Origin of the sequence: Flavobacterium sp., assembly GCF_035299005.1 — a bacterium.
In the GTDB taxonomy this organism is placed as follows: domain Bacteria; phylum Bacteroidota; class Bacteroidia; order Flavobacteriales; family Flavobacteriaceae; genus Flavobacterium.
The window spans coordinates 113,758-126,724 of record NZ_DATGXL010000015.1 but is presented as its reverse complement, the minus strand read 5'-3'; the positions used below and the strand labels follow the sequence as shown (position 1 = coordinate 126,724).

Here is a 12,967-nt window from a genome sequence, read left to right as displayed (position 1 = left end):
AAATTGTTTGAAACAAAATGGTTTCAGATAGGATTTCTATAAACTTTAATCAATATAAAAGCAAGAAAAAAAATAAATTTTTCTTGTTCAATTTCACCTACAATAAATTTTAAAAAATGAAAACACAGTTAAAAAATATATTTGCCGTTTTATTTATGGCCTTAGCACTTACTTCTTGCTCAGATAGCGATGATAATTCACCGATTAATGAATTAGAAGGGTTAACAAAATTTCAAGAAATGACAAATACAACACATACAATTGAGTTGTATTCTCATGCAGGTGCTTTAGTTCAAGGTTATAATGAAGTTAAATTAAGAATTAAAGATAATGTAACAAATCAATACATTAAAAATGCTACTGTATCATGGATGCCAATCATGCATATGACTATGATGAATCATTCGTGTCCAAATTCAGATGTAGATAAAATTGCTGCAGATGGAACACTTTATGAAGGTTATATTGTTTTTCAGATGCCACAAAATGACACTGAATATTGGGATTTAAAAGTAGATTATACAATTGATGGAGTAGATTATTCTACAACTTCAGTAATTGATGTTCCTGCTTCAACAAAAAGAACAGTTAACACATTCATGGGATCTGATAATGTTAAATATATTGTAGCTTATGCTGAGCCTCATCATCCAAAAGTAGCTGTTAATGATATGGTTGTGGGTGTATGGAAAATGCAAGATATGATGACATTTCCAGTAGTAGATGGATATACTTTAAAAATTGATCCAAGAATGCCTAGTATGGGAAATCATACTTCTCCAAACAACGTACACGCCACACAAACAACAGCAGGTGATTTATACAATGGAAAATTATCATTAACAATGACTGGATATTGGAAAATTAACTTACAGTTAGCAAAACCTGATGGAACAATTGTAAAAGGAGAGGAAATTACAGAAACAGTAACGGCGAGTAGTATTTTTTTCGAAATAGAATTTTAACATAAAAATATAAAAAGGTCAAAGCAATTTGTTTTGACCTTTTTAATAATGAACTATGAAAGGAATAGTATCAATTTTGATGTTGTTATTTTCTGTATTTGTTATAGGACAGAATCAGGATAACGACTCAATTAACAATAAAGAGCTTAAAGAAGTTATATTGATTGGAAAAAAAGCTGCTTTGCATGAAAAACAAGTAAAAGCTCTAGCAACAATAGATGAGTTTTTGCAGCAATCTTCAAAAGTTGATATGATTAAACGCGGTGCTTATGCTTGGGAACCAATTATCAATAGTATGCCAACAGAAAGAACATTAATAACCATTGATGGAATGCGAATTTTTGGTGCTTGTACTGATAAGATGGATCCAGTAACATCTTATGTTGAAGTTTCAAATTTATCGGAAGCAACAATAAGTTCCGGTCAAGAAGGAAGTTGCTATGGAAGTACAATTGGAGGTTCAGTAGATTTGAAAAGAAGTAAAACCTCTTTTGGAACTAAAAAATGGGAATTTCATATTAATTCAGGTTATGAAACTAATAACCAACAAAAAATATTAGGAGCTTCTATCGATTATAATGATAGTTTGTTTTTTGTAGATTCAGATGTAATGATTCGTAAAGCTGAAAATTATACAGCAGGAAATAATAGAGAAGTTTTATTTTCTCAATTTAATAAAACTAATTTTTCAAATACTTTCGGATTCAAATTAAAAAAGAATAAATCTATAGAAGCGTCTTTAATATATGACAAAGCTACAGCTATTGGTTATCCAGCTTTACCGATGGATGTGTCTCTAGCTGAGGCTATTATCACTTCAGTAAAATATTTGTATGTGCCTTTGAATTTTAAAATTAAACAATGGGAAACTAAACTTTATTTTAATACCATAAAGCACAAAATGGATGATACAACGCGTCCAAATGTACCTATTCATATGGACATGCCTGGCTGGAGTGAAACATTTGGCTACTATTCGAAGTTAAATTTTACAAAAGGGAAACATCATTTTTTGATAAATTTTAATTCGTTTTATAACAAATCCATTGCTGAAATGACAATGTATCCAAGTGATCCTAATGAAAATTTGATGTTTATGTATACTTGGCCAGATGTTAGAACATTTTATAATGGATTATTCTTGGAAGATGAATTTGTTTTTAATTGCCACTCTAGTTTAAAATTTTCTACAGCCATAGGAAGCCATATTAATAGTATTGCAAGCCAGTTTGGTCTTGAGAGTATGCGAATTTTTTATCCTGAAATGAAAGCTCAAAAAGATAGAATTTTAAAAAGCTTTTCATCAAAATATAGTTATTTAAAATCAGGTCTTGAATATAGTTTTGGATTAGCTTATGGTGAACGAGCTCCTTCGGTTTCTGAGGGATATGGATTTTATTTATTCAATAGTTTTGATGGATATGACAATATTGGAAATCCAAATTTAAAAAACGAGAAATCACTAGAAAGTAGTTTTTCAATTGGCTTTAAAAATGATAAATTAAAATTGAATATCTCGTCAAGTTATTTCAGAATATATGATTATGTAATTGCTAAAACTGATATGTCGCTAGTTCCTATGACAATAGGTGCTAACGGTGTTAGAGTTTATACGGCATTCCATTATGCAACACTTTTTAATTCGAGTATATCTACGGAGTTGTATTTATCGGATTCCTTTAAATGGTTTTCTCAAGTTGCTTTTTCAAAAGGAAGGGATAATGAAAATAATAATTTACCGTTCATAAGTCCGTTAAGTTATAATTCTTCGTTTCGATTTACTAGAAATCGATTTAATGCAGAAATTTCTGTGTTTGGAAATACAACACAAACAAATTACAACATTCAATATGGAGAAGATAGAACTCCAAGTTATGCGATAGTTAATATTAATGCTGGACAAAAATTTAAAATTGGAATGAGTAATTGTATTACTAAAATTGGCGTTGAAAATGTTTTAGATACTTATTATTCAACCTATGCAGATTGGAAAAACATCCCAAGAATGGGAAGAAATTTGTTTATAAATTTAATAGTTGAGTTTTAGCATATGATGAAGACAGGAATGAATCGCTAATGTTTCAAAAAAGTATCACCAGATTTTATTCCTAAAGCTAGTTCTTTTAAGTTTGTTTTTCGAAGCATTTGTTTTATATCTTCACGAATAGATTTGAATTTATCGTGAACAGGACAAGGTTGTTTTTTAGAACATTGATCTAGCCCTAATCCGCATCCATTAAGTATGCTATTTCCATCAATGGCAGTAACAATTTGTGATAAATATGTAGTAACAATTTTATTTTTTGGAATATAAAATCCACCATTAACACCTTTGGAAGATTTTATTATTTCTGATTTTACAAGTGTTTGTAGTATTTTAGCAGTAAAAGCTTGTGGAGAATTAATTTCTTTAGCAATATCTACAAAACCTACTTTTTTTTCTTCTAATGAATTGCGTGCAATGAAAATAGATGCTTTTATAGCATAATTGCATGATTTAGAAAACATGAGCGATAATTTTCAAAAATTAAATGTAAATATATTATGAAAAAATATCTAATGCGCTGATTTTTATCACTATATTTTGTAGATTTATTACTATACGGCTTTTTCGCTTTTAATAATCTATATAGAAAATAAGCAAGTTATGGTTAAAGATTTTAATTATTCTGGAATGTTATAAAAAAATAAAAAGCCCTGTAAAATCAATGTTTTACAGGGCTTTTTGTGGAGCAGAGTGGAGGTAAATCGAACTTTTTTGAACAAGATTTAAGACAATTATATTTGATATTATTAAATTTTTAATAACTACTTTAATTAAAAAAAGAATTAATTTGCACTGGTCTCAATTCGTTTTCTTGTAGCTCCAGACAGCTAAACCATTAATTAATATTGCAAAAATTAAAATTACTGCTAAATTAGGTAGTACTTCTTTAAGGCCAGCACCTTTTAATAAAACCATTCGTATAAACTCAACGAAGTAACGAATAGGATTTAACAATGTTAAGCTTTGCGCCCATTTTGGCATACTTTCGATAGGTGTAAATAAACCACTCATTAATATGAAAATTACTATAAAGAACCAAGCAATAAACATAGCTTGTTGTTGGGTTTCGGTATGATTAGATATGTATAGTCCGAATCCTAAAATTAATAGCAAATACACTGATGTAAATCCATAAACAAGGAAAATATTACCTAACATAGGAACATTAAAAAAAACTTTGGATATTACTAAACCCACGGTCAAAATCACTAATCCAAGCACCCAAAACGGAAATAATTTTCCAATAATAAACTGATACTTTTTTATGGGCGTTACATTTATTTGTTCTAATGTACCTAACTCTTTTTCTCTAACTATATTCATTGATGACAGAAATAAAGTAAGCATAGTAACCAATAAAACCAAGATGCCAGGAACCATAAAGGTTTTGTAGTTTAAGGTTTTGTTGTACCAAAAAGACGGTATAACCATAATATTTTGAGGTATTTCTTTGTTTCCTGAAAAATAGTTGGACTGCATTTGAATGTTTTGATTGTATGTATTTATAATTTGTGTTACATATACATTTTCAACACCCGCAGTTGCTGCGTCTATAGCATTAATACTAACTAAAATACTTGTTTTTTGGTCTTTTTGCAGATCACGATTGAAGTGAATTGGAATATTTACAATAATGTCTGTTTTCCCTTTTTGCATTTCTTCGACAGCTTCTTTTTCAGAAAAATAAGGTGCGGTAACTTTAAAATAAGTTGAGGCTTTAAAAGCATTTATTAAATCTCTTGATTCCCGACTTTGGTCATTGTCAACAAAGGTTATTGCAATATTTTTAACATCGAATGTAGCTGCATTTGACAAAATTAATAATTGCAAAATGGGTAATATAAATATAAGTTGAAGCATGCTTTTATCTCTAAAAATTTGCTTGAATTCTTTTTGTATGATGAATAATATTGTTTTCATAATTTATTTTTATATCCCAATGATTGTTTTAAACCTTTACAGTAATACTATTCTTATTCTAGTCTAATTTTATATTTTTTGATGCTCAATGTTATAAAAAATACAGTCATCCCAATTAATATAAGGGTTTCTTTCCATATATATTGAATTCCGACTCCCTTGAGCATAATGGCTTTTACAATAATAATGAACCATTTTGCAGGTATGATGTTACTGATTACTTGCATGGGTAAAGGCATACTATTTATAGGAAATATAAATCCTGATAGAATAATTACTGGTAGCATCAAACCCATTAATGATAACATCATTGCGGTTTGTTGAGAATTAGAAACGGTAGAAATTAATATCCCCAATGAAAGAGCAGAAATAATAAATAATATACTTTCAAAAGCTAACAAAAAGATGCTTCCATTTATAGGCATTTTGAACACAAAATAGCCTAATGTTAATATTACGATTGCATTGATAATGGAAAGAAAAATATAAGGAAATACTTTTCCAATAATTACTTGAAATGGTTTTAATGGAGAAACTAAAAGAATTTCCATAGTGCCTAATTCTTTTTCTCGTGTGATAGAAATAGAGGTCATCATAGCTGAAACAAGCATTAGAATAACGGTCATTACACCCGGAACAAAATTAAAAACACTTTTGAGTTCAGGATTATAAAACATTCTCGATTGTACTTCAACCCTTACCGGATTACTATTGGATTGTTTTTTTTGCGATTGATAATTTTGTATAATTGCTGAGGTATAATTTGCTATTGTGTTGGCAACATTAGGTTCGGTCGCATCGGTAATTGCTTGAACTACTGCTACTTTTTTGGTTTCTAGATTTTTACTAAAATTTGGTTCGAAAATAAGAACTGCCTTGATTTTTCCTTTTTTAAATTCTGATTCTATGTCGCTTTCTTTTTCAATTTGGTTTTCAACATTAAAATAAGGTGATGCTTTTATTTTATAGATAATTTTTTGTGTTTCTATATCATTTGATTGGTCTAAAATGGCAATGTCAACATTGTTAATTTCATTTGTTATGGCAAAACCAAACAATAAAATTTGGGCTATCGGCATACCAAACAGAATAAACAAAGAACGTTTATCTCTGAAAATATGGTAGAATTCTTTTTTTACAAATCCGATAAATCTTTTCATTTGTTTTTTGTTTCTATTTTAAGTTTCAAGTGTTGTAGTGATTTATTATTCTATATTCCTTGCTAATTTTAAAAAAACATCATTCATAGAATCTACTTTGAATTGTTGTTTTAAATTTTTTGGGGTGTCTAAAGCTTCAATAGAGCCGTCAACCATAATAGAAACACGGTCACAATATTCTGCTTCATCCATGTAATGTGTGGTTACAAAAATGGTAGTACCTTTATAAGCTTGTGTATAAATCATTTCCCAAAATTGTCTTCGGGTTATTGGGTCAACGCCTCCTGTTGGCTCATCGAGAAAAACAATTTTTGGCTCGTGCAGTAATGCAACTGAAAACGACAATTTTTGTTTCCAACCCAATGGTAACGAACCTACTAAATTATTGGCTACTTCTTGAAGTTCTAATTCTTCTATTAATTGTTCGATTTTTTGTCTGATTTGTATTCTTGATAATCCATAAATTCCACCAAAAAAAGTAATGTTTTCTTTAATAGTTAAATCATCATACATTGAGAATTTTTGGCTCATATAACCAATACTTTTTTTTACCATATCGGCTTGTGAGTGAACATCAAAACCTGCAACATTGGCTTCACCTGAAGTAGGATTTGAAATTCCAATCAACATTTTCATTGCTGTTGTTTTTCCTGCTCCATTAGCTCCTAAAAAACCAAATATTTCTCCTTTATAAACATCAAATGAAATGCCTTTTACAGCAGTAAAATGACCAAACTCTTTCGTTAAATTTTTTACAGATATTATTTTTTCTCTTTCCATTTTTTTGTTTATAAGTCCATGAAAACATCTTCAATGGTTATTGAAGCTGGTTTAATAATTATATCCGTGTGATTTTTATTTTTCAAATAGGTTTGTAAATCGTTTGGATTGAAAGTTGCATTTTTATCTATGTAATGTACAAACTCACCAAAAGCATAAACACTGTATTGATTAGGATAATTTTTTAAATCGTGAATCAATCCGTGTGTGTTTTTTGCTTGTACATCATAAATTACTTTTTCGTAGTTGTTAATGATATTTTGAGGTGTATCTATTTTTAAAATTTTGCCTTTTTGAATTAATGCAATTCTATCGCAAAGAGAAGCTTCATCCATATAGGGTGTCGAAACTAATATTGTTATGCCTTTTTGTTGTAATCTTTTTAGCATTATCCAAAATTCTTTTCGAGAAACAGGATCAACTCCTGTAGTTGGTTCGTCAAGAAATAATACTTTTGGAGCATGAATTAACGCACAACATAATGCTAATTTTTGTTTCATTCCGCCCGAAAGAGCACCTGCTCTTCTGTTTTTGAATGGTTCAATTTGAATGTATATGTCTTTAATTAAATCATAATTTTCCTCAATTGTGGTTCCGAAAATAGTGGCAAAAAAATGTAGATTTTCTTCAACAGTTAAATCTTGATATAGCGAGAATTTTCCTGGCATATAGCCAACAGAGTTTCTGATTTCTTTGAGTTGTTTGACTACGTCAAAACCTGCTACTTCAGCACTTCCTTCATTGGCAACTAAAAGCGTAGTTAGTATTCTGAAAATAGTTGTTTTTCCTGCGCCATCAGGTCCAATTAAACCAAATAATTCTCCCTCATTTACATTAAAAGTAATGTTTTCGACTGCTTTTAACTTTTTGTAAGATTTTGATATGTTGTTTACTGCAATACTCATTATTTCATCAATAAGAAATTACTTTCATCGATTGCTTTTACAGCGTGTTTTACATTTTCTTCAATCATTACATAAGTGCCTGAATTGAGATTAACGACTGTTCCTTTTTCATTTGTAAAAACAGCATTTCCTGAAATGCAAACCAACAATGCTGGTATTTTTGAAATGTGCTCTTTAAGTGTTTCTCCTTTTGCTATTTGCAATGAAATTACTTTAGCGTCTTTTGGTTCAAATAATAATTGTGTTTGAACTGGTTTATTTTCGGTATGTAAGTTTTTTAAAATCATTTGAAATATTGATTAAATGTTAGGAACGAATTTTGAATTTCTGTAAACTGATTTGCTGATTTTTCTTTAGAAAACGAATCGACTAATTCTATATAAGGAACTAACCATTTGTGAAGTTCGTCATGAGCTTGTCCTTTCATGGTACAATTTGATGTTAGTATATCAATATTTGTTTTTAATTTATCGGCTAATAATGAATAATTTGTGCTTTTTTCTTGGTCAAAATGTACTACCTCTTTTTCCATATTACGAATGTGTATCATCATATTATCATCTACCTTCCATTTTTCACCATTGTTTAATTGAATTGTTTCGCTTTCAGAATGTTGGTGTTCTTCAGTTTTAATTTCAGTAGCTTTTTCTTCTTTCGATTTCGTATTACAAGAGAAAAGAAGTAAACTAAATGTAGCTAAAAGGGCAATTTTTATTTTTAACATGTTCTATAATTTTTTAATTAATATTTAATCCACATTTCTGCTGGCATTCCGATTTTTAGTCTGCCATCATTTTTTACTTTTACCTTTACGGCATAAACGAGATTTACTCGTTCTTCTTTTGTTTGAATAATTTTAGGAGTAAACTCTGCCGAAGATGCAATCCATGAAATGTTTCCTTGGTATGATTTCATATCTTTTTCAGCATCAATTTTTACCGATACATTTTGTCCAACTTTTATTTTTGACAACTGTGTTTCGCTTACATAGATTCGCAAAGTCATTTCAGAAATATCAGCTATCTTGTATAGTGGTTTTCCAAATGCTGTTATTTCGCCTGGTTCAGCATACTTAGTCAAAACAGTTCCATTAATAGGATTAATAATTTTACTTTTTGCTATTTGGTCATTGATTTTAGCAATTTGTACATCTATCGATTTTAATTCATTTAAAATAGGTGCATTTTGAGTTCCGACACTTTTAATTTGCTCTTCGATAACTTTTACCTTTCCTTCAATTTCATCTACTTGTCGTTTAGTTGCAGCATTTTCAGCATACATATTACGGATTCGGTTTTTCTCTAAATTGGCTGTTTTTAATTGTTCATGTAAGACGCTTTTTTGCGATATTACATTTGCGGATTTTGACGATACGGTGCTTTTAGAGGCAATTAATTGTTGTTTAGCAAAATGTAATTGTAATGTATCAACTAATCCTACTTGTAATTGAGATTTTAATTCATCTCCTTCTTCGACTTTTAAAAACTCTATTTTACCGTTAGCTTCTGAAGAAATAGTTATTTCAGTTGCTTCAAAATTCCCATAACCGTCAGCTTTGTCGTTATTTTTGTTACAAGAAATTAACCCTATCGTTGCTAAAATTATTATGCTTATTTTTTTCATTTTTTTAAATTTTTCGGATACTATTTTATTTTCCTTTAATTATTTCGTAATTTGATTTAGCTGCTGCTAATTGAACTTCATGCGTTTTCAAAATATTTTTTGCTTCAAATAAATTGGTTAATTCTATAAGATATTCAGACGATGTAATCACACCATTTTTTAATTGAGCATCCGAGGATTTAATAACTTTTTCACGTATTTGAATTATTTCGGTATCAGAAAGGAGCAGTTGTTCTAATTTTTTAATTTCAAAATCTTGCTCTTCTAATTGTATTTTGTTATTTAATTCAAATGTTTCTTTCTCAGATTTTACTATTTCTTTAGATATATCTAATGCTTTTTTATCTGTTTTGGTTTTGCCCCAATCAAGAATATTCCAATTCGCTTTTAAGCCAACAACATAAAATGTTTGAAAAGAATTGTCTAACATGTTTAATCCGGGATTACCATAACCAGCTTGACCAAAGGCATTTATTTTTGGAAAATTTGATTTAGATAGTACACTTTTCGAGAACTCTAATTGCTGATTTTGTAAATCATAAAAAGCAATTTCAGGTCTTGTTATATTAGTGCTATTTGGATATGATACTGGTTGTATTAAAGTTGTTTCGGTATCAATATCTGAAAAAGTTAATTCTGAAAGGTTATTTAATAATTTGATGTTTTCAAATTTAATTTCGGTTAACTGCTGGTTTATTTTAATAATTTCTGCTTCTAAAACCTGTTCTGATGATGGAAGAATTGCTCCAAATTTGACTCCTAATTTCACTTCCTTAACTTTGGAAGTTAATAACTCTTTTTTTGAAGATAGTAGTGCCTTTTTTTCTTGAAGTAACAAAACAGAAAAGAAATATTGATTAATTCGAGTTTTTATTTGATATAAGCTAACTTCAATTAGTTGTTGTTGTGTTTTGGTTTGTGCTTCTTTTAATTTTGTATTTGCATCAATTATTCCACCATTGTATACTAATTGATTTACATCTAAAGTTGCTCTATATTGATCTTTATTCAAAGATTGAACTCCTGGTAGAGAAGTAGGTAATCCTATCACTTCAGATTGATAAGTTGCTTGTGCGTTTACATCGATTTTTGGTAATTTTCCTTTGCTTAATGCTTCAATTTCATAACTTGATTTTTGTTCTATTAATCCTGTTTGTTTTGATAAAGGATAATTTTTTGTAGCTAATGTGTAACAATCTTCCAAGGTTAAAGTCTGTTGTGCATTTGTATATTTTGATATAAACAATACTATCAGTATGATTAACTTAGTTTTCATAATTTATATTTTTATTGAATTAATGATAAACTCAGCCACTTCCGTTTTTCTATTTTCTAGTAGTATATTGTAGCTTTCTTTATCTACATTAACAAGCGCCGTTAATAGAGGTTCTCCGATGAAAGGAAAAATATTTAAAGAGATAATATTAATAAATAACTGTTCGGCTTCGATTGGTTTAATGATTCCTTGATTTATGGCATCACTTACTTGAAGTTTAAATTTTTCAATGGAAGGAAAATTTTTTTCAGAGCGTAATTTTTGGACAAATTCGGGGTTTTTATTTAATTCTTGTATTACAAAATTTGGCAAATAGGGATGTTTGATCACAAACGAAACATAATTTTCAGTGAACTTTCGTATTTTTTCAAATAAGTCACTATCATCATTTAGCACTTTATTTAATTGCGGTGCTAAAAGTGAAAAAGCACTTTTGAAAACGGCTTCAAATAATAATTGTTTGCTTCTATAATAATAATGCAACAATGCTTTATTAATTTTTGCTTTATCTGCTATTTCTTGCATTCTTGCACCTGACATTCCTTTTTGCTGAAATATTTCTTTTGCAGCTATTAATATTTCAGTTTCTGTATTTTCAGTTTTAATTTTATCCATATTGTTTAATTATATAGTTTAACCATTTGGTTAACAAATGTAATTATTTATTTTTTGAATAATCTTTTTTAATTTTTTTTTAACTTTTTATCAAACATGACTTTTGTCATATTAAAGGATGTTTTTGTCTTTTAAATTTGTCTCGTAAAACAATAATAAAAAACTGTTTATAACCAAAAAAACTAAAACTTTTATCATGAGTAATCTTATTAAAAAATCTATTGTTGTATTTGTAGCTTGTATCACAAGTATTGCATGTAAACAGAACAACGACAAAAATTCTAACTATGCTGATATTTCAGTTGGTGATGAAATGATTGCAGAATTAACAGCTCCTCCATTTGTACCCAAGCCAGTTGGAGATCGTTCTGCAAAAAAATTAATAGTAAACATGGAAATTAAAGAAATCGAAGGTGAAATGGCGGACGGTGTAAAATATGTTTACTGGACTTTTGGAGGTAGCGTACCAGGAAGTTTCATTAGAACAAGGGTAGGTGACGAAGTAGAATTTACATTAAAAAATCACCCAGACAACAAATTGCCTCACAACATCGATTTACATGCGGTTACAGGACCTGGAGGAGGAGCTGCTTCTTCATTAGTAGCACCAGGTCATGAAAAAACTTTTAATTTCAAATGTATCAATCCAGGATTATACGTGTACCACTGTGCTACAGCTCCTGTGGGAATGCATATTGCAAACGGGATGTATGGTTTAATTTTGGTAGAACCTGAAGGAGGTCTACCTCCTGTAGATAAAGAATACTATGTAATGCAAGGAGATTTTTATACTACTGGCAAATATGGAGAGCCAGGTTTGCAACCTTTTGACATGACAAAAGCCGTGGAAGAACATCCTGACTATGTTGTGTTTAATGGTAAAGTTGGTGCTTTAACAGGTGATAAAGCTTTAACAGCAAAGGTCGGTGAAACTGTTAGAATTTATATGGGTAATGGTGGTCCAAATTTAGTTTCATCGTTCCATGTTATTGGGGAAATTTTTGACAAAGTTCACATCGAAGGAGGTGATATGATTAATAAAAACGTTCAAACAACTCTAATTCCGGCTGGAGGTTCAGCTATTGTAGAATTCAAAGTAGATGTACCAGGAACTTTCATTTTAGTAGATCACTCTATTTTCAGGGCATTTAATAAAGGAGCCTTAGGAATGTTAAAAGTTGAAGGAGCCGAAAATTCTAAAATTTATTCAGGAACAACTCAAGAGGGAATTTATCATCCAGAAGGAGGTACTATTCAAAATATGCCAAAATCCGGAAACGGAAAAGATGTTGTGATGAATAAAACACTTGCACAACAAATAACTGATGGCAAAAATATTTATTCAAGAACTTGTTTTGCTTGTCACCAATCAGAAGGTCAAGGTATCCCATCAGCGTTTCCTCCTTTAGCTAAATCTGATTTCTTAAATGCTGACCCAAATAGAGCAATAAATGCAGTACTTCATGGATTAAGTGGTGAAATTACAGTTAATGGAAAAAAATTCAATTCAGTAATGACAAGTCAAAATTTAACAGACCAAGAAATTTCAGATGTTTTAACTTATGTATACAGCAGTTGGGGAAATAACAAAACGAAAGTTACTCCAGAAATGGTTAAGACACAGAGAGCAAAACCAGCTCCGAAGTCTAATAATGACATACATTAATACAAAAATT

13 protein-coding genes are annotated in these 12,967 nt (G+C 29.7%); 3 read left to right on the top strand and 10 right to left on the bottom strand.

What is annotated here, in order from left to right; translation table 11 throughout:
* Positions 1-116 precede the first annotated feature (116 nt).
* Together VK164_RS12160 and VK164_RS12155 are read left to right on the top strand one after the other, a co-directional pair.
* Entirely contained in the window at positions 117-965 is an 849-nt protein-coding gene (locus tag VK164_RS12160) for a hypothetical protein (RefSeq protein ID WP_324209610.1), read from the top strand.
* 55 nt (positions 966-1,020) lie between these two features.
* Positions 1,021-3,012, top strand: a complete 1,992-nt coding sequence (locus VK164_RS12155) for a TonB-dependent receptor plug domain-containing protein (protein ID WP_324209609.1) — start codon at positions 1,021-1,023, stop codon at positions 3,010-3,012.
* A 26-nt stretch (positions 3,013-3,038) separates the two neighbouring features.
* Here the strand turns inward: VK164_RS12155 and VK164_RS12150 are convergent, their stop codons facing one another.
* From VK164_RS12150 to VK164_RS12105, 10 genes are all read right to left on the bottom strand, one after another.
* Positions 3,039-3,473: an Rrf2 family transcriptional regulator gene (locus tag VK164_RS12150; RefSeq protein WP_324209608.1), complete on the bottom strand. Its 435-nt coding sequence runs from the start codon at positions 3,471-3,473 to the stop codon at positions 3,039-3,041.
* A gap of 337 nt (positions 3,474-3,810) precedes the next feature.
* Positions 3,811-4,932, bottom strand: a complete 1,122-nt coding sequence (locus VK164_RS12145) for an ABC transporter permease (RefSeq protein ID WP_324209607.1) — start codon at positions 4,930-4,932, stop codon at positions 3,811-3,813.
* 53 nt (positions 4,933-4,985) lie between these two features.
* The gene (locus VK164_RS12140; protein ID WP_324209606.1) at positions 4,986-6,092 is read right to left on the bottom strand and encodes an ABC transporter permease; all 1,107 of its coding nucleotides are present in this window, start codon (positions 6,090-6,092) and stop codon (positions 4,986-4,988) included.
* A gap of 45 nt (positions 6,093-6,137) precedes the next feature.
* A complete protein-coding gene (locus tag VK164_RS12135; protein ID WP_324209605.1) occupies positions 6,138-6,872 on the bottom strand; it encodes an ABC transporter ATP-binding protein in 735 nt (244 codons plus the stop codon).
* 8 nt (positions 6,873-6,880) lie between these two features.
* The gene (locus VK164_RS12130; protein WP_324209604.1) at positions 6,881-7,777 is read right to left on the bottom strand and encodes an ABC transporter ATP-binding protein; all 897 of its coding nucleotides are present in this window, start codon (positions 7,775-7,777) and stop codon (positions 6,881-6,883) included.
* Positions 7,777-8,064 (bottom strand): hypothetical protein, encoded by a 288-nt coding sequence (locus tag VK164_RS12125; protein WP_324209603.1) that lies wholly within the window; start codon positions 8,062-8,064, stop codon positions 7,777-7,779. The genes VK164_RS12130 and VK164_RS12125 overlap by 1 nt, the downstream gene beginning before the upstream one ends.
* On the bottom strand, positions 8,061-8,501 hold the full coding sequence (locus VK164_RS12120; protein ID WP_324209602.1) for a hypothetical protein: 441 nt from the start codon (positions 8,499-8,501) through the stop codon (positions 8,061-8,063). The genes VK164_RS12125 and VK164_RS12120 overlap by 4 nt, the downstream gene beginning before the upstream one ends.
* 17 nt (positions 8,502-8,518) lie before the next feature.
* Positions 8,519-9,400, bottom strand: a complete 882-nt coding sequence (locus VK164_RS12115) for an HlyD family secretion protein (protein WP_324209601.1) — start codon at positions 9,398-9,400, stop codon at positions 8,519-8,521.
* Positions 9,401-9,425: 25 nt separating this feature from the next.
* Positions 9,426-10,676, bottom strand: coding sequence for a TolC family protein (locus VK164_RS12110; RefSeq protein ID WP_324209600.1), 1,251 nt, complete (start codon positions 10,674-10,676; stop codon positions 9,426-9,428).
* A gap of 3 nt (positions 10,677-10,679) precedes the next feature.
* Positions 10,680-11,291 (bottom strand): TetR/AcrR family transcriptional regulator, encoded by a 612-nt coding sequence (locus tag VK164_RS12105; RefSeq protein WP_324209599.1) that lies wholly within the window; start codon positions 11,289-11,291, stop codon positions 10,680-10,682.
* 196 nt (positions 11,292-11,487) lie between these two features.
* Between VK164_RS12105 and nirK the strand changes: the two genes are divergently transcribed.
* Positions 11,488-12,957: a copper-containing nitrite reductase gene (gene nirK / locus VK164_RS12100; RefSeq protein ID WP_262318204.1), complete on the top strand. Its 1,470-nt coding sequence runs from the start codon at positions 11,488-11,490 to the stop codon at positions 12,955-12,957.
* Positions 12,958-12,967: the final 10 nt, after the last annotated feature.

Bases quoted from the DNA above. Each gene is read 5' to 3' on its own strand.
- VK164_RS12160 (WP_324209610.1), top strand. From the start codon at position 117: ATGAAAACACAGTTAAAAAATATATTTGCCGTTTTATTTATGGCCTTA.
- VK164_RS12155 (WP_324209609.1), top strand. From the start codon at position 1,021: ATGAAAGGAATAGTATCAATTTTGATGTTGTTATTTTCTGTATTTGTT.
- VK164_RS12150 (WP_324209608.1), bottom strand. From the start codon at position 3,473: ATGTTTTCTAAATCATGCAATTATGCTATAAAAGCATCTATTTTCATT.
- VK164_RS12145 (WP_324209607.1), bottom strand. From the start codon at position 4,932: ATGAAAACAATATTATTCATCATACAAAAAGAATTCAAGCAAATTTTT.
- VK164_RS12140 (WP_324209606.1), bottom strand. From the start codon at position 6,092: ATGAAAAGATTTATCGGATTTGTAAAAAAAGAATTCTACCATATTTTC.
- VK164_RS12135 (WP_324209605.1), bottom strand. From the start codon at position 6,872: ATGGAAAGAGAAAAAATAATATCTGTAAAAAATTTAACGAAAGAGTTT.
- VK164_RS12130 (WP_324209604.1), bottom strand. From the start codon at position 7,777: ATGAGTATTGCAGTAAACAACATATCAAAATCTTACAAAAAGTTAAAA.
- VK164_RS12125 (WP_324209603.1), bottom strand. From the start codon at position 8,064: ATGATTTTAAAAAACTTACATACCGAAAATAAACCAGTTCAAACACAA.
- VK164_RS12120 (WP_324209602.1), bottom strand. From the start codon at position 8,501: ATGTTAAAAATAAAAATTGCCCTTTTAGCTACATTTAGTTTACTTCTT.
- VK164_RS12115 (WP_324209601.1), bottom strand. From the start codon at position 9,400: ATGAAAAAAATAAGCATAATAATTTTAGCAACGATAGGGTTAATTTCT.
- VK164_RS12110 (WP_324209600.1), bottom strand. From the start codon at position 10,676: ATGAAAACTAAGTTAATCATACTGATAGTATTGTTTATATCAAAATAT.
- VK164_RS12105 (WP_324209599.1), bottom strand. From the start codon at position 11,291: ATGGATAAAATTAAAACTGAAAATACAGAAACTGAAATATTAATAGCT.
- nirK (WP_262318204.1), top strand. From the start codon at position 11,488: ATGAGTAATCTTATTAAAAAATCTATTGTTGTATTTGTAGCTTGTATC.